The organism is Rhizobium sp. TRM95796 (genome assembly GCF_025779995.1).
GTDB lineage: Bacteria > Pseudomonadota > Alphaproteobacteria > Rhizobiales > Rhizobiaceae > Rhizobium_E.
The window spans coordinates 1-16,529 of sequence record NZ_JAOXHE010000021.1 but is presented as its reverse complement, the minus strand read 5'-3'; the positions used below and the strand labels follow the sequence as shown (position 1 = coordinate 16,529).

General features: G+C 51.8%; 11 protein-coding genes and 1 pseudogene. 8 read left to right on the top strand and 4 right to left on the bottom strand.

Features of this window, described 5'->3' with window-relative positions; translation table 11 throughout:
* Positions 1–647 (top strand): annotated as a pseudogene (istB, locus tag OCK01_RS26125) (IS21-like element helper ATPase IstB); the annotation flags it as partial.
* 507 nt (positions 648–1,154) lie between these two features.
* Positions 1,155–2,642, top strand: a complete 1,488-nt coding sequence (locus OCK01_RS26120) for a M10 family metallopeptidase (RefSeq protein ID WP_263826521.1) — start codon at positions 1,155–1,157, stop codon at positions 2,640–2,642.
* A gap of 28 nt (positions 2,643–2,670) precedes the next feature.
* On the opposite strand, the gene OCK01_RS26115 is transcribed toward OCK01_RS26120, so the two are convergent.
* Complete coding sequence (locus tag OCK01_RS26115; protein WP_263826520.1) at positions 2,671–3,120, bottom strand: hypothetical protein; 450 nt, start codon at positions 3,118–3,120, stop codon at positions 2,671–2,673.
* A gap of 416 nt (positions 3,121–3,536) precedes the next feature.
* Here OCK01_RS26115 and OCK01_RS26110 point away from each other — a divergent pair, with 416 nt between their 5' ends.
* The 3 genes from OCK01_RS26110 (at position 3,537) to OCK01_RS26100 (ending at position 7,878) form a co-directional block, all read left to right on the top strand.
* The gene (locus OCK01_RS26110; protein WP_263826519.1) at positions 3,537–5,291 is read left to right on the top strand and encodes a type I secretion system permease/ATPase; all 1,755 of its coding nucleotides are present in this window, start codon (positions 3,537–3,539) and stop codon (positions 5,289–5,291) included.
* Entirely contained in the window at positions 5,275–6,663 is a 1,389-nt protein-coding gene (locus OCK01_RS26105) for an HlyD family type I secretion periplasmic adaptor subunit (protein WP_263826518.1), read from the top strand. The genes OCK01_RS26110 and OCK01_RS26105 overlap by 17 nt, the downstream gene beginning before the upstream one ends.
* A 375-nt stretch (positions 6,664–7,038) precedes the next feature.
* A complete protein-coding gene (locus OCK01_RS26100) occupies positions 7,039–7,878 on the top strand; it encodes a hypothetical protein (protein WP_263826517.1) in 840 nt (279 codons plus the stop codon).
* Positions 7,879–7,905: 27 nt separating this feature from the next.
* On the opposite strand, the gene OCK01_RS26095 is transcribed toward OCK01_RS26100, so the two are convergent.
* Both OCK01_RS26095 and OCK01_RS26090 read right to left on the bottom strand, forming a co-directional pair.
* Positions 7,906–8,523, bottom strand: a complete 618-nt coding sequence (locus OCK01_RS26095) for a class I SAM-dependent methyltransferase (protein WP_263826522.1) — start codon at positions 8,521–8,523, stop codon at positions 7,906–7,908.
* 247 nt (positions 8,524–8,770) lie between these two features.
* Positions 8,771–9,418: a ParA family protein gene (locus tag OCK01_RS26090; protein WP_263826516.1), complete on the bottom strand. Its 648-nt coding sequence runs from the start codon at positions 9,416–9,418 to the stop codon at positions 8,771–8,773.
* A gap of 885 nt (positions 9,419–10,303) precedes the next feature.
* Between OCK01_RS26090 and OCK01_RS26085 the strand changes: the two genes are divergently transcribed.
* The 3 genes from OCK01_RS26085 to OCK01_RS26075 all read left to right on the top strand — a co-directional run bounded on the left by OCK01_RS26085 (position 10,304) and on the right by OCK01_RS26075 (position 16,026).
* Positions 10,304–10,891: a calcium-binding protein gene (locus OCK01_RS26085; RefSeq protein ID WP_263826515.1), complete on the top strand. Its 588-nt coding sequence runs from the start codon at positions 10,304–10,306 to the stop codon at positions 10,889–10,891.
* Between the two features lie 75 nt (positions 10,892–10,966).
* Positions 10,967–11,533: a hypothetical protein gene (locus tag OCK01_RS26080; RefSeq protein WP_263826514.1), complete on the top strand. Its 567-nt coding sequence runs from the start codon at positions 10,967–10,969 to the stop codon at positions 11,531–11,533.
* Between the two features lie 299 nt (positions 11,534–11,832).
* Positions 11,833–16,026, top strand: a complete 4,194-nt coding sequence (locus OCK01_RS26075; protein WP_263826513.1) for a glycoside hydrolase family 99-like domain-containing protein — start codon at positions 11,833–11,835, stop codon at positions 16,024–16,026.
* Positions 16,027–16,151: 125 nt separating this feature from the next.
* Here OCK01_RS26075 and OCK01_RS26070 read toward each other — a convergent pair whose 3' ends face one another.
* The gene (locus OCK01_RS26070) at positions 16,152–16,358 is read right to left on the bottom strand and encodes a twin-arginine translocation signal domain-containing protein (protein ID WP_263826512.1); all 207 of its coding nucleotides are present in this window, start codon (positions 16,356–16,358) and stop codon (positions 16,152–16,154) included.
* Positions 16,359–16,529: the final 171 nt, after the last annotated feature.

Sequence of the window (16,529 nt, the reverse complement as noted above, 5' to 3'; positions counted from 1 at the left end):
TCGCTTTGTCGATTGAAGCCTGAAACACGCGACACACGTCTTCACCGCGCGCTAAAAACGGTTAAGGCGACGCCACCTGCGGCGCGTCTCAGGTTCGCCAAGCTTCGTCATCAGGCCACACCGGAAGATGTCGATTACCGGAGCGAACGCGGCCTCGATCGCGCGCTCTTCATGAAGCTTATGGGCGGCGACTGGATCGGCGCTCACGACAATGTCGCCATCTGCGGCCCCTCGGGCGTCGGAAAGAGCTGGCTGGCCTGCGCCCTTGGCCACAAGGCTTGCCGTGACGATCGGTCCGTTCTCTATCAGCGTGTTCCGCGACTGTTCGCCCAGCTCGCGCTCGCGCGCGGCGACGGAAGATACGCCCGGCTGCAACGCACCCTGGCCATGTTCAGCTTCTGATCCTCGACGATTGGGGGCTCGAACCGCTCAACGAACAAGCGCGGCACGATCTGCTGGAAATCCTCGAGGACCGCTACGGCCGTCGATCGACGATCGTCACCAGCCAGCTTCCCGTCTCCGCCTGGCATGGCGTCAGCGGCGACCCCACCTATGCCGACGCCATCCTGGATCGCCTCGTCCACAACGCCCACCGCATCGACCCCAGCGGAGAAAGCCTACGCCGAAATCTGCCGCGAAAAGCTTGACACGACACTCGAACAAACTGACAACAAATCCTGCCTGCAGACCCCATCGAAGCAGGGGGCGAGATCATCCCGGAATCCGGGGGCGCAATCATCTCGGAACAAAGGGGCGGCTTCATCGGAATCGGCACTTTTCAGTCGTAGTCGACGCAACGTTTTGTGGGAAACAATATGCCGACTGCCCGGTCGAAAGGGTGGGCAGTTTGAATATTGCCGACCACGAGTTCGGCCTTGCTACCTATGCGACCGGTGCGCCGATACCCCTCATGCTTACGAGAGGGTAAAGTTTACGTCTCCGTAAGTATAATATATCCTAAAACAAACGAGATAAATTTATGTAATTGTTCATAGAATGAAAACCATCAAATTTTATTTACTTTACGTCTTAATGTGATTTCAAGCTGATCACGCTTTAATCGCCCCAAAGAAACAAACAAAATACAAAACAGGGCGAAATAAATGTGTGGGCTTTGTGGAAATTATAGCCAGATCCACGCTAGTGGAACTGATGTGGTAGACGGGCTTATCTATGGAGTAAGCTGGTCTGGGGAAATAACCTACGCGTTTCCGAAGGCGGCTTCGGACTATAGCTATCAGCAAGAAGCTGGTTATAGATTTGCTGAGCTTGCGGATACGCAGAAGACAGCGTCTTTGTTCGCGCTTGAAAAAACCTTTGGGGGGGCTGCAAACGATGGCTTTTCTGTCGAAGGCTTCACGAACGCAAACTTGTCCTCAGGAGATTCAGACGCCGCAAATATTCGCATTGCGCGGTCCGGCGTGCCGACCACAGCCTATACCTATATGCCGGGCAATGTAGCTGAAGCAGGCGATGTCTGGCTTGGGCGCTACCAAAACTATGAGAACGCCAAGGCCGGCAATTACGCCTGGCACACCATAATCCATGAACTTGGTCATTCACTGGGCTTGAAGCACGGGCACGCTGCCTATGGAGACTTTGCGGCGCTGCCGAGAAACTATGATTCAGTCGAATACACTGTGATGACCTACCGGACCTATGAGGGGGGTGGCACCGGCAATTACAGCTATGCGACGTGGAGCGCTCCGCAGACCTACATGATGGCCGACATAGCGACCCTGCAGCATATGTATGGTGCGGATTTCACGACAAACGGCGGTAACACCACATATTCATGGACGCCAAAATCCGGCGACACATATGTCAATGGCAAGCTTGGTATCGACGCCGGCGGCAATAAGATATTCGCAACAATTTGGGACGGATCTGGCGTCGATACGTATGATCTCAGTGCTTACAGCGCCGATCTGAAACTGAACTTGGCTCCAGGCGAATGCTCTGTATTCAGCCAATCGCAACGGGCGGAACTTGGCCGCAACCACCTGGCTCAGGGCAGCATCTATAATGCGCTGCTTTATGAAAACGACACCCGCTCCCTGATCGAAAACGCAATCGGCGGCTCCGGCGATGATCAAGTTCTCGGCAACATTGCTAAAAACAGGATTGGCGGACGAAGTGGCGACGACGCCATTTTCGGGCTAGGCGGTGATGACTTCCTGTTCGGCAACAGCGGCGACGATCGATTGCTCGGAGGCAATGGCAACGATCGATTGAATGGCGGCTTGGGCAGCGATCTCCTGTCGGGAGGAGACGATAATGACAAATTGTTCGGTTATCGCGGAAATGACCGTTTGCTTGGAGGCGCAGGAACTGACGTTCTGAACGCAGGATTGGGAAAAGACATCTTGATTGGCGGCAATGGAAACGATCGTCTCACCGGTGGCAGCGGCCCCGACCGTTTCGTTTTCGGACGTGATGGCGGCAGAGACGTGATCACCGACTTCGATGTCGGTGAGGACACCCTCGTGTTCAAAAATTCCGGTTTCTCTAACAAAACCGATATTTTGGACGCCGTTCATAGGCAGGGCGCAGACGTCATCATCACGCTAGACGATTCATCGACGGTGCAACTAGAGAACGTTTCTGTTCATCAGCTCGAACTGTCTCACTTCATGCTGTGACGTGGTCTATCACTCGGCGTACTTGATTTCACAGAGCGAAAGGAGCGTCATAACGAATGTCCTCGATACCCCTGGCGTAAATGGTCTGAGAAACTTCGTCGCTGACCAAATGCAGCTCCAGAATGCCGTCAACGCGTTTTTGCGTATATGTTGTACCTTCAATCAGGTGCAAGACATCGAAACCAGTTCCGCCTTGGGCCGCGAATGAATCGAGGCTCTGTGCGTAGATGTGGTCATTGCCGCGTCCTCCGGCCAGCACATCATGACCACTTGTGGTGATCAGAATGTCATTGCCATAACCTCCGAAGAAAACATCGTCTTGCGACCAGCGCGGGCCATTGGCCTCGTTCGCGGTGTCCATAATCGTGTCGTTGCCTTTTCTGCCGTACACCACGTCTCGGCCGGCGCGTGGCACAATAAAGTCACTCTTGCTGGTTCCAAAGATGAACTCGTCGGATTCATCACCGAAAATTTTCATGGCTAAACTCGCTAACTTGAAACGTGTTTGTTCGGACTTCTAAAGGCAGCTACCGGCTTTCTCGCCAGATGCTTCCTTGACAGGTCTTGTGCTTGCTGCGCGTCTCCGATTGGCGCCCAATCTGTGTAAACTGTAGAGATCTCAGCATCAACGTTTACCGGTTCTTAACCTTAACGCCAGGACATGACTGGTGTCGAAATGCCATCTTTTCAAAAATATATAATTAGAACAGTTTGTTGGCTCGTCGAACATCAAGATGATCCGCGTCGAGGTTCTACGCTGGCGACGTCGTGTCAACAGCCTTAACCCTTTACTGCTTTGTCACTTGGAAAAAGAGCGGCGTGTAGATACAATGGCGCGACGTGGAAAATCCATGCGATGAAATTCAGACGCGGCGTTTCGCACTCAGGTGATTCATGAAAAATACCACTGCGGCTAGTCTGCTGCTTCCGGCTCAGCAAGCTTTTGTGCGCGGGTTTCTCATCGCTGGCGTTCTTAGTTTCTTTCTAAATCTCGCCACGCTCACCGGGTCAATATTCATGATCCAAGTCTATGGTCGGGTTCTGCCCGGCCATAGTTTCGACACTCTCTACGGCCTCATCATCATCGCGGCGTTTGCTGTCCTGATCTACGGACTGCTCGAATTTGCTCGCAGTTGGATCTACGGCTCTACTGCTTTGATCATTGCGCAGAGATTGAATCTTCCGGCTTTACAAGCGAGTGTTCTGCGCTCGATTGAAGGGGGCGTCGCCGAAGGCGGACACGCCATTCGCAACATTGTTGAAATAAGACGTTTCATCACCGGAAATGCGATTTCCATGCCTTTGGAAGCCGTATGGTCCGTCGTTTTTCTGCTCGCGCTTTATTTCATTCATCCTGTTTATCTGTACGTCACTCTCGGCTTTATCTTGGTGACGATTTTATTGAATTTCGTGACCGACCGACTGACGCGATCGGTCATTGATGACGCGAACAAAGCGCAACAACGGCATGTCGAAGAAGTTGCGGGTTCAATGCGCCATGCAGAAACGATCGAAGCAATGGGCATGCTGCCTGCACTTGTCCGCAAATGGCGCCGATCGCAGCAGGAAATGTTGAAATATTCGGAAGTTGCCGAAATGCGCAGCCGCGCCGTCCTGGCAATCTTGAAGTCCCTCACCAAGAGTCTTCAGATGGTTGTGGTGACGACGGGGGCGGTGCTGGTTCTGGACGGCTCGATCCACGCCAGCGTTCTATTCGCCTCTATGATTATGTCCAGCCAAGCCGTGCAACCATTCTCGAACATGGTGGAAAACTGGCGGAAATGGGTCGACGCCGCGGCTGCATGGAAGAATATTACGGAGCTCGTGAAGACCGAGGGTTCGCTCCGCGATACAATGCCTGCGCCTGTCGGGGACGGATTTTTGAGCGTCGAGAATCTGACATACTTGCCGGGAGGCAGAGATATTCCGGTCTTGCGGAATGTCACATTCTCCGTCTTTCCAGGGGAAGTTCTCGGCGTGATCGGGCCTTCCGGCGCGGGCAAGACAACGCTTGCTCGGTGTTTGACGGGCATCCTGAAGCCGACCGTCGGAGGCGTTTACCTCGACGGGCACTCGACCTACCTTTGGGAGCGCGGTTCTTTCGGGAAAGCGGTTGGATACCTCCCTCAAGGCCTCTCTCTTATTGATGGCACTATTCGTGAGACAATTGCGCGTATGCAGGCAAGCGATCCTCGCGATGTCATTCGAGCCGCGCGGGCCGCGGGCATTCATGATCTGATCGGCAGATTGCCGCAAGGATATGATACACCTGTGCGCGAAGGCCTGCATCTTTTGTCCGGGGGACAGATGCAACGGGTTGCCCTTGCGCGCGCTCTGTTCAACGAACCGAAACTAATCATTCTGGATGAGCCAAATTCGAATTTGGACAATTTCGGCGAGCAAGCGCTTGTCGAAGCGATCGATCACGCGAAGAAGAGAGGCGCAATCGTCGTGATGATCGCCCACCGCCCTTCTGTGATGGCTATCGCGGACAAGATATTGGTTCTGGAGCATGGAGCCGTTACGAAATTCGGTCCGAGAAGCGAGATCATCGGCGGGCCGTCAGACGTAAGGGCAGCCGTCAACCAGCAAAACGGCGTCGTGAAACTATTGCGCAGCACAAAGGCAAGTGATGGCTCAGTCTATTGACATAACTCCGGCTGACTATCGGATAGTCGGGGAGCGCGGCGCGGTTCTCAGTGATTGGAATGCGGTGGTGCGGGAAGAGGCAAACTTCAATGCAAGTCTCTTTCGTCCGACACTGCTCGCTTTTTTCGTGCTCGTCTTTGGGATAGGCGGCTTCGTCGTCTGGGCGATGTTCACAGATTTGGTGCAGGCGTCCACTGCTTCCGCCAAGGTGATCGTTGAAAGCAACACGAAAACGGTGACGCATGCGGAAGGCGGCACGCTGAATTCTTTGATGGTGCAAGAGGGGCAAGCCGTCCTGGCGGGAGACACGCTCGCGACGCTTGACGCCACAAGAGTTCAAGCCGCTGTGGTGCAGTTGAAACAGCAGCTCTATGCCTATGATATACGATTTGCTCGGTTGATCGCTGAACGAGATGAGAAGCAAAGCTTTGAATTCAAAATGCAGCGTCCGGATGGTGTCGACGAAGTTGTCGCTTTGGAGTGGATGGCAACAGAACAAAAACTGTTTGCCGAACGTCAAAAGCAGTTTGCAACTGCGGTCGCCTCCAGCCAGTTGATGATCGATCAGCTCCGGAGTGAGAGAACTGCATTGGAGGCGCGGAGACAGTCATGGATCGAGCAAGCCGAAGTGCTGAAGTCAGACTATGAAACGCAACAAAAGCTGCGTAAAACTGGCTTGACGACAAAACAGCGACTGAATGACGTCAAATTGCAATATATCGATATGATGACTCGTATAACAGAATCGGATGCAGGGTTGGTGTCCAACAAGCAAAAGGTTGTTCAGGCCGAACTGGCTGTCGGCAATACGAGAAACGAATATTTCCGCACGATATCTGAGCAGCTGCAAACTGTTCAGGCGGAGCGAGCCCGCGCCGAGCAGGATCTGGTATCCGCGGAACATGCGGTGAAACAATCGACAATTCTGTCGCCACAAGATGGTGTTATCGCCAACATTCGCGTACGCACGCCTGGATCGGCTCTTCTGGCGGGCCAGCCCTTGTTGGATATTGTGCCGGCCAACCAAGCTCTCATTTTGGAAGGACAGGCCCGCGCCATCGATATCGATACATTGCGAGTGGGAGAAAAGGTAGAAATTCGGCTGGCGGCGTTCAGCGCCGCAGATGATCTCCCTCTAGAAGGCAAGGTGATCTACGTCGCGCCCGATTCAATCGTCAATACATCGACGGGGGAGGCAACCTATACCTTTCGTGCGCGTATCGATGCGTCGGAACTCAAGAAGCGGCCACAGCTGTTTCTATATCCCGGTATGACAGCAAGTGTTAACATTGTGAATGGGACGCGGACTGCGCTGGCCTACCTCATCCAGCCAATCGCAAAGAGTTTCTCGCAGGCGTTTCATGAAAAATAAGCGAGTTCCGTACGGCGCCGAAGTTTTAGCGTTATGACGCACAACACACCTATTCGGCTGTTTGCGCACGATTGCCAAGTCCTGCTTCATGCGTCGGCTCATGTGGCATCCAGAGAGCATCGGTCTTCCTCGATGCGTTGTCGACGCTCCGCAGCCAAATTGAATGTTGTGGTCGGACCCCGCGACTAAACGCACACAGCAGCTGTGTCCTACGGTAACACCTCAAACTTACGCGCAGAAGCCTGCCCCATCAGCATGGCGGACTTTGAATTGAGCCTTGTCTGACGAAAATTAGTCTGGCGATATTGGTTTTTCATGTCTTTTACGATAGTGAGCGAGCAGTGATCGAAATCACGGACAAAAAAGAAAAGAAAAATGGTATCACAGGGTGGAAACGTTAACCGATGGGTGTTCAGCCTGGATCAGCGAGCAACCGGATGGTTTCGAGATTGCCTTAAGGCAGCTGTCATCTCGGCGAAAAAATTCACCAATTTGGAGCCCATTTGTATCCTGGATGGCGATACGGGATCGGAATTCGCCAATTGGCTCAAAAACGCCGGCGTCACCGTGGTCAAACATGAGGTCTCGTTCAAAGAGGAGCTGTTCTCCGAACGGGTGATGTCCGCAAATCATGGATCACCCTACAATCCGGCCCAGGCTTCTGGGGCTTACCTTCGCGTGGAAGCCGCTCGCATATTACAAGACGAGTATTTTCTGTACACCGATTGCGATATTATGTTCGTGGCCGACCCAGCACCCGATTTCTGCAATCCGGAACTCTTCGGCGCGTGTGCAGAGATTGTGTTCGACGGCGCTCATATTGTTGAAACCCAGACGTTTAATTCGGGCGTCATGATCGTCAACCGTAGCAGATTTTTGGAAGAGGTTGATGGCTTCACCGAATTCTGTCGGGAGAGGAATTTTTATAGCCGGCAGCATTCATCCTATGATCAGACTCATCTCAACATGTATTTTGGCGGTCGGTGGGAAAAAATGTCGCCAAATCTGAACTGGCGACCATTTCAGGGGATTGGCGAAGGCGCGAGAATTGTGCACTTCCATGGACCAAAGCCGCAAAGAGTCGAAAAAATTCTTTCCGGCGAAGCATCTCCCCAAGAAATTGAAACCATGAAATATCTCATCAATAATAACCTTGAAGGTTACACCCACTATGTCGACCTTTTCAAAGAGTTTTTGAGAGAGGCTGACAGCTAATTTGGAGGTCCGGTTTTCCAACCGCGTTTATCTGGATTTCTTGACTAACCTCACAAACCCGCTTTCCGTCTTCCTCTTTTTGCAGACGATCACTTCGGTGTAGTCACCAATGATGCCCTGGTGTTGATCGTGGAATCTTGAAATTCTCACGTCAAATGGCGCCCACTGGGCAAGGCTCTTATGGATGTCGTAGCCGTAGTCGACGGTGACCAGCGACCGGCCGTCACCCATCATCGTCTCATGGTAGACAGCAGGCTCGTGCATCACGAGATTTCCCTCTTCGCCCTCACTTGCCCGCTGCCGAACGGCTTGGACGAGGCGATTTGAGATGGGCCAGGTCGCGATGAACACACCGTTATCGCTCAGCGTTCTCCAGATTTCCTTTATCGCGTCTTGCGGCCGGAACACATGCTCCATGACATCGAGCGCGACAACCAAGTCAAAGCTTTCATCGTCAAATGTTTGATCTTGCAAGTCCTCGTTTCGGAACCCGTCTATGATCTCCCCTCGGGATGCGCCCGGATAATACTGGCTGCCCATATAGTGAGGCGCCTCCGTTGCCAGCTTAAGCGATATGCCACGCCAGATCGGCGAACATTCGTGGATCCGTCTGATCCGCCAATCCGGCATAATCTCACCAAGCACCAGCGCCAACGCGCGTTCTCGCGGCAAGGAGCCATTTTCACAAGACGTGCAATTTAAGTGTTCGCGATACCACGCCTCTGTGGAGCTAAACACAGTATTTTTCTCGCAGATAGGGCAAAACCCGGAATATTCCATCGCCGATATTCTCTTCGTTGTTCGATGTATATCTTCCAACCGATCCTATGTTCAGTTCATAAGAGTAAGCTTGATGTTGTGGAAAACAATATTTTGAAAATTATTTCAAGCTCTATCGCTTCATCCCGCTGCTTCGGTGCGACGACGCGTTTAATCTAACCCGCAGCCATGCCCAAAGCGATCTGAATTCGTCTAGCGCCTTTCCTCGCTGCTGCAACTCGGATATTCCTCGCCCTGTATCGATTGCGTCTTGGAACGCAACTCTGGCGCCGATCACGACTGGGCATACCTCACCAAGTGCTTGCAAGCCTTTGGTGGCTTCTGCTGATCGGGCGGCCGACGATGCCTGATTGATGACGAACGCAAACTGCTTCTTTTCCGCTCTGATAGCGAGGAGTACGGAGGCCATCGCCTCAATATCCGCAGTGGTCGGACGTGTCGGAACCAGGCATAAATTAGAGCGCTTTATGACATCGTGTACGATTGGGGTGTTGAAGCCCGGCGTGTCAATGACTACAGTGCTGAAGTTTCGATCACTTGCTTCAGTCAAGGTTTCGGTCAATTGACGGCTGTTCAAGATCGTTTCGAAGAACGGCGTGTCTGATTGACGGCGCTCGGCCCATCTGGACAGGGTTTGCTGTTCGTCGCAATCCAGCAGGAGCACTTGTTCACCAGATTGCTCTGCCATCACCCCAATATTGATTGCCAAAGTACTCTTTCCTGATCCGCCCTTCCGAGTGACTAAAGAAATAACATTCATATCGCATCTTTCTTTTGTTTCTCAGAAGTCGCATCGGCAAATTTCGCAATGCGCCACAGCCGCCAAGTTATGTCCTCTCTGGCGTGTTGGCAACCGGACCTAAATTACGAAATTGATGAAATGGAATCGCGTCTACACGCATGACAAATCCCGGGCGATATATTCAAGCCGCTTGCCGATGATAGGAGGCTACACGTGCGGTGCAGCAAGACGTTATTCAAAGAAAATGTCAGTCGATGTGCCGAGATTGATTTTAGATAAATATGAGATTGTATATTATCGGGTATGTCTATTAAAACCGCACTGGAAAAAGTGATTAAGATTCAACAACGGTTCACTAATATGTTAAATACGCCACAATAAAAAATTTATAAAAAATAATAATCAAATTATATTACCATTATTCTCGTAAATATTTTTATGAACAAAATTATTAATAATGAACATTATATCATACTCTCGCATTGCTATCTTTCATTGGGGTTGCGTCGGTGGTTAACTTTCACTCTCCAACGTTCGAATACTGAGGGGTTATCTGCAGTACTTTCGGAAAAAAATCGGCGATGTAATAAATGTGCCAAAAAAATACAATAAAAGATCGTAATATTCCCTTGTGATCGACAATTCTGTCTGGTGGTGTAGCTTTATTGGATATTGGTCATCGCGTTCCGAGTCCTTTTTGATGTGTGGTGTTTGGCAGGCACCATTAGAGCTCATTTATTGTGCTGCCCGTGCAGCAAAATTGAGCTCATTGCACAACAATCCCTCCTTTTCTGGGTGAATGCTATGAATTTTTGCGCATGCGAAATAAATAATATTGACACCCAGATTAATGTGTTGTTTACCTAACAAACAGTTAAACACTCGTAGAGTTTGGGGGCGATTATGGCGACGAAGTTTGGTGGTAACCAAGGCACTGTAGTTTTGGGCACCGAAAACAACGATTTGCTTCGCGGCCGTGGCGGCGACGACATCGTTCGGGGCCTCGGCGGCAACGACAATCTGTACGGTGGAAACGGGAAGGACCGAGTTTTCGGTGGTGACGGCGATGACACTGTGCGGGGCGGCAGTGGTCCTGATTTTCTGTCCGGCGGCGCGGGTAGAGACAAGCTTTGGGGCAATACCGGCAATGACACCTTGAACGGCGGCTCCGGCAAGGATCGTCTCGTTGGCGGCGGCGGCGATGACACCCTGCAGGGTGACAGCACCAATGGTGGAAAGTATGCGGACGTCTTCGTCTTCCACAAAGACTCGGGTAAGGATGTTGTGGTTGACTTCGACGTAGATCGTGATGTTCTTCAGATCTCTAAGGGTCTCAACAAAATTAACAGCGCGGCCGACGTCATCAAGAAGTCCACGCAGGTTGGCGACGATGTCGTGATCAATCTTGGTGAAGGAAATAAGATTACGTTGAAAGACGTCAAGCTCTCAGACTTGAAGCAAAAGCCGGGTGACCATTTCGACGTGTTCTAAGACAGAATTTAAAGTTGAATTACGGGGCTCGTTGGTGCGGAGATCGCATCAGCGGGCTCTTTGCGTGAGGCGCGTATGATTACTGGGTTGGTCGATTTCTACGACGGCGCTAAAGTATTTGGTTGGGCGATCGATGAGGCCGATCTGTCAAGAGTGGTTTCCATTTCCGTTCTTTCGGATGGAGTTCAGATCGCAGCTGCGGCGGCGGATATTTATCGACAGGATCTTGCTGCGGCGGGATTTGGCGATGGAAAGCACTCGTTTGAGATAACTTTGCCCGTTTGGGTTCGAAGCATCCGTCAACTTGTTTTTGTCGCAAGGGTCGGCGACGAGCCGAGTGTAACTCTGAGGATTGAGACCGAGATCGACCGGCTTATAGCGGACGCCATATTGCAGACCACGCATGTGTTGGCCAAAGACATCGCAGAGATGGGGTTGCGGATGTCGGCGCAAGAGGTGTTTTTGTCAGATCTTGAGTCAAAATTAGAGAAGATTGAGCGCTCGGCATCGGACCCGATTTCTTCGCTCAAAAAAACGATCGAAGACAATGACGTCTTCATTGTCAGGCTCGATGAACGGTTGTCAAAACTGGAATCCGCCCTTTTGCAGAAAAAGAGAAAGAGAATATTTGGGATTTTTTGACGCAGTCGTGAACGGCGACGCAGGCTGCGGAGATGGAGCTTGAGCACCCGTTGCTTGCCGCTGAGCATGCTATTTTTACCTGAAACATCGATTTTAAGTCGACGACGAGCAACACGGGCGCTACAAATGCGCCGCGTATTGTTGTGTTTTTAGCTTGTATTTGGAAGGTGGCTCCGTTGAAAATTAAGCATAAATTCACTGATATTTTAAACTGGATTTCCGGTATTTGTATTTTATAGTCTGGCCTAACGACGTGCGTCAAAGGGATGAATATGGCCAGGAGATTGTCGGAACGAAATGTGGGCGAGAAGGCCAGCAGGTCGGTTGCGCGCGAAATTCAGCTTTCAGGCACAGACGATTTGATTGCTGATTTCGTTCGACTCGTTTCTTCATCTGCTGCCGCGGAAAAAAGTTTCGACCCCGTGTTCTTTTCGACGTCTTACAGGGGACTTCTCAAGCTTCCTGAGGTCGCTGATGAGGGCCAGTTGCTTGCTCTCTATGTAGGGGATGTCGTATCGAGCCAGTTGAGCCCTAATCATCACTTCAATGAAGCCGGTTATTTGCTGGATAATGCCGACGTCGCGGACGCTGTTCGTGAGGGGCAATTTGTTTGCGGTTTCCACCATTGGCTGCTTATCGGTTGTGATGAACAGCGGACAGGCTGGAACAAGCCTCATATCGTGGCGCCGCAGATCCAGACCTTGAAGACTTCTGTGCGAAGGCGTGTGCGTGTGTCTTTAGCGCGCCCCCTGTCGTCATTCGATGTCAGTGAAGGAATAGAAGGACTTTCGCAGGCGCAAATGCGTGACGTGCTTATTGAAACCGGACTTTTTGATCGTGACCTGTATTTGTCATGGTATCCGGATCTGAGCTCCGTCGATTGTGTGAGCCACTATGTCGCCTGGGGATATAAGGAAGAGCGCGTCGTCAGCCCTTTTTTCAGCGATAGTTTTTATCTCCGCAGTTATCCGGAGGTCGCCGAATTCAATGGCCCTCCGATTTTCCACTACCTGTTTGTCGGCGCCAAGAAGGGTTACGATCCACACATATTGCTCGATACTAACGCTTATTCGAGTAAGCATCGCATTGATATCAACGAAAGCAATCCTCTGATTCACTACGCTTTGGCGAAGGAAAAAAAAGGCCTTATCGATACTCCTCATTTTGATCATGATTACTATACTGGCAAACACCCGGAAGCATTAAAATTTCCTGGAGGTGCTCTTTTGCATTTTCTCTATTTCGGAGTTTATGCAGGATATAAGCCTAGTCCGACCTTTAATACTCTTTATTACTCCGATCGCTATCTTGGTCGCGATCTCAGCCGGAATGCTTATCTGCATTATCTCGAAGTGGGTCAAAGAAATGGATATGAGACCTGTATCCCTGAAACCAGGACAACAATAGCGCGGGAAGTCGCAAAATTCTCCAATCCCGGCGAGCAGTTTGAGGAACTTGACACCACCTTAGCTCAGGGAGAGAGAAAGCGGGCGCGGCTCATAGCTTTTTATCTGCCTCAATTTCACACATTTCGTGAGAATGACGAGTGGTGGGGCAAAGGGTTTACCGAATGGCGCAACTTGCCTCGCGCTATTCCACGGTTTGGGGGGCATTATCAGCCTCGCATTCCTCGAGATCTCTCTTTCTACAATCTTGAAGACCCCTTAGTCATGCGGCGTCAGGTCCAGATGGCCATCGATATGGGCCTATGGGCATTCTGCTTCTATTTTTATTGGTTTAATCGCCATCGTTTGATGGAAAAGCCCTTGGATGCATTTCGCGACGACAAGTCGCTTAAAATGCCGTTCATGATTCTCTGGGCAAACGAGAACTGGACCAGAAGATGGGACGGGGCTGATCAGGAAATCCTAATCCAGCAGGATCAATTTGCCGAAGACGACGACGCGCTTGTGGATTGCCTACAGTCATATTTCTCCGACGAACGGTATGTTCGTATCGGAGGGCGACCGCTTTTCGTGGTATACAGGGCGGATATCATTAAGGATAGCAAGTCGACGTTGGAACGGTGGAGACGTATCTTTAAGGAAAGACACGGCGAAGAGCCGCTCTTTTTCCTTGCACAAACGTTTCTTGCGGAAAACCCTTACAATTATGGCTTTGACGGCGCGATCGAGTTTCCGCCTCACAAACTTGCTAATTTTCTCCACGACACATTCAGCGAGACGCAGGTGTTGGACTGGGAATTTGAGGGTTCGGTCCTTTCCTACCCTGGCGTGATCGATGTTTCTTTGAAAGAAACGCCCCCATCTTTTCCGCTAGCCAAGACTGTTTTTCCAAGCTGGGACAACAGTTCCAGACGTAAATCCGGCGCTTTGGTGTTCAATGGCGCGACGCCGCAATTATTCGGCAAGTGGCTTGATGGAGCAATTGACTATTCTCGCGCTAATCCAGTTTTCGGCGAAAACATCGTGTTCATCAATGCCTGGAATGAATGGTGTGAATCTGCCTACCTAGAACCCGATGTTCACTTCGGCGGCGCAGTGTTGAATGAAGTGGCGAAAGCCGTATCCGCGCCGGAAAAAGCGTATTCTGGCGAAAAGCACAAGCTCTTGCTTATTGGCCATGATGCGTTTCCCGCCGGCGCGCAACGCAACCTCATCGCATTGGCTAAAACATTGCAAAATCAGTTCGGGTTTGAAATCGAGATTTTGCTGCTTGGTGAGGGGGCTTTGGTGGATATCTACCGGCAACTCGCCCCAACTATTGTATGCGATCAACAGACGATCGACGGTCATCTCCTTCGGTTGAAATCTCGTGGTTTTGACAAAGCGATCATCAACACGGTCGTGTCTGGGAGGGTTCTACCTAATCTCAAGGCTTATGAATTCGAGGTGATCAGTCTCGTTCATGAACTCCCAGATCTGATCACCGAATATGGCTTGAGGGACGTTGCATCCGATATAGCCCGAGACGCCGATGTCGTCGTATTCGCGTCGGTTACGGTAAGAGACGCGTTCGTGTCGAATTTCGGCGAATGCGAGAATCAGACCGTTGTCCGACCCCAGGGCATCTATAATGTCTTCGTGCGCGATGAGGACGCCAGGGCAAGAATTCGGGGAGAACTGGAGCTAGACCCGGATCAGAAGCTCATAATCAATGTCGGCCATGGCGATGTGCGAAAGGGGATCGACCTGTTTCTCCAGACGGCGATTTTGAGCTTCAATCGCGGCTCTGATACGCAATTCGTCTGGGTCGGGAGTTTGCACCCGAAGATCGGCGCGCAAATCCAGCGCGATATCGTGCGCAGCGGCATCACAAATCTGCATATTGTCGGTGAGAGATCGGATGTCGGCGATTTCATGAATGCTGCCGACGCTTTCCTTTTGACGTCGCGTGAAGATCCATTTCCGTCGGTGTTGCTGGAAGCAATGCAGATTGGCCTACCGATCGTCGCCTATGAGGATAATGGCGGGTATGTCGATCTGTTGCGAGCGGACAAGAAGCTCGGCGTGCTGGTCAGCCAAGGGGACACGGAAGCGACGTTGGAAGCGCTCGATCGAACCATTGCCGACACGTCTCGTCGACCGGCGCTTGTCCAGTACCGAATCGATAAGGCTCGAAGAGAGTTCGACTTCGTCGACTATGCGTTCGGTCTTGTGTCGTTGGTGAAACGTGACCTCAAAAAAGTCACCGTGATTGTCCCGTCCTACAACTACGAGACGTACATCAAGGCGCGACTGAATAGCATTTTCAAGCAGACCTATCCGATTTACGAACTCATTATCCTGGATGACGCCTCCAGCGACGGTAGCGTCGAAGAGATCAGGCGAAGCCTTGAAGCTCACGCGCGAATAGCAAGCGTGGTTGTGTCGTCTGAGAATAGCGGGGATGCTTTCGCGCAGTGGGCGCGCGGCGCTCAGATGGCCAAGGGGGAGCTGATCTGGATTGCCGAGGCGGATGATCTCGCCGAGCCGACATTCCTGGACGCTATGATTGCGGCGCACGCTTCAGCCGAGGAGTGCGCATTTTCTTTCGTGGATAGCGCTTCGATCGATTCTGAAGGCTTCCGTGTCTATGACAGTTACATACCCTATGCGGAGAGTATCGCGCAGGGGGTGTTGAGCGAGAGCCGCTGTTTCTCTGGAGCCGAATTCGCGAAAGAGGCGCTCAGCATCGCTAACCTGGTCCTCAATGTTTCGGGCGTACTCTGGAACGGTGATGCCCTGAAGAACGCGTTGCGCGAAGTCGCGGACGAGGAAAACCGCTTCCGGCTTGTCGGTGACTGGCGCCTCTATCTGGCGGCCAGTAATCTCGGTGGCCAAATCGCTTATCATGCAGCGCCGCTCAACATTCATCGCCGCCACCGCAACAGCATCACCACGAACCTCGACATCGACGCGCATATCGAGGAGATACAGGCAATCCACCAGATCGTCAGTCGCGTGGGTAGAAATAGAGCGGAATTAAAGAAGGCTCAGACCGCTTATCGGGCGAAAACACGGGCTTGGCTACAAGCTATGCGTTCGGACTGAAAATTCTTGTTCTGAAGGGATGATGTCGATCGCCAGTCGGCAGAGATGGTGTCTCAGATATCGTTTCAACCTGCCGCACCCTGCTTGAGGCATTGGGTTTGAAGCAAAGCACACTGCTGCCAGACCTACGCCGGCGTCGTTGGAAGAAAGGGATCAGCTTTCGGTCGAGATGTGATGCCGGTGCGGTGGATCGGCGCGCCGAACTTGATCTTGCCGTCGGCGGCGAACGCCGGCCGGAGCACCGCAGGACAGGCGAGCGCCAAAGCGCCCGCGCCCAACGTCTTCAACGCGCCGCGCCTGGTGACGGCGAATTTTTCGGATTGCCTTGTCATTCTGGTTCCCCTTGCTTCTGTTCTGATCATTCTCGGAAGCCTGCGCCGCCGGGCCTTTGCAGCCTCTTTGCGGTTTGAGCGTATGCGCTTGAATGTAAGCGGTCAGCTGATGCCGTCAGTCTTGAAGTTCCACGGCATGAGGGCGTCGATTTCGGATGCGGGCCAGCCTTT

Excerpts from the sequence above, each read along its gene's own strand:
- OCK01_RS26115 (WP_263826520.1), bottom strand. The coding sequence starts at position 3,120 with ATGAAAATTTTCGGTGATGAATCCGACGAGTTCATCTTTGGAACCAGC.
- OCK01_RS26110 (WP_263826519.1), top strand. The coding sequence starts at position 3,537 with ATGAAAAATACCACTGCGGCTAGTCTGCTGCTTCCGGCTCAGCAAGCT.
- OCK01_RS26105 (WP_263826518.1), top strand. The coding sequence starts at position 5,275 with ATGGCTCAGTCTATTGACATAACTCCGGCTGACTATCGGATAGTCGGG.
- OCK01_RS26100 (WP_263826517.1), top strand. The coding sequence starts at position 7,039 with ATGGTATCACAGGGTGGAAACGTTAACCGATGGGTGTTCAGCCTGGAT.
- OCK01_RS26090 (WP_263826516.1), bottom strand. The coding sequence starts at position 9,418 with ATGAATGTTATTTCTTTAGTCACTCGGAAGGGCGGATCAGGAAAGAGT.
- OCK01_RS26085 (WP_263826515.1), top strand. The coding sequence starts at position 10,304 with ATGGCGACGAAGTTTGGTGGTAACCAAGGCACTGTAGTTTTGGGCACC.
- OCK01_RS26080 (WP_263826514.1), top strand. The coding sequence starts at position 10,967 with ATGATTACTGGGTTGGTCGATTTCTACGACGGCGCTAAAGTATTTGGT.
- OCK01_RS26070 (WP_263826512.1), bottom strand. The coding sequence starts at position 16,358 with ATGACAAGGCAATCCGAAAAATTCGCCGTCACCAGGCGCGGCGCGTTG.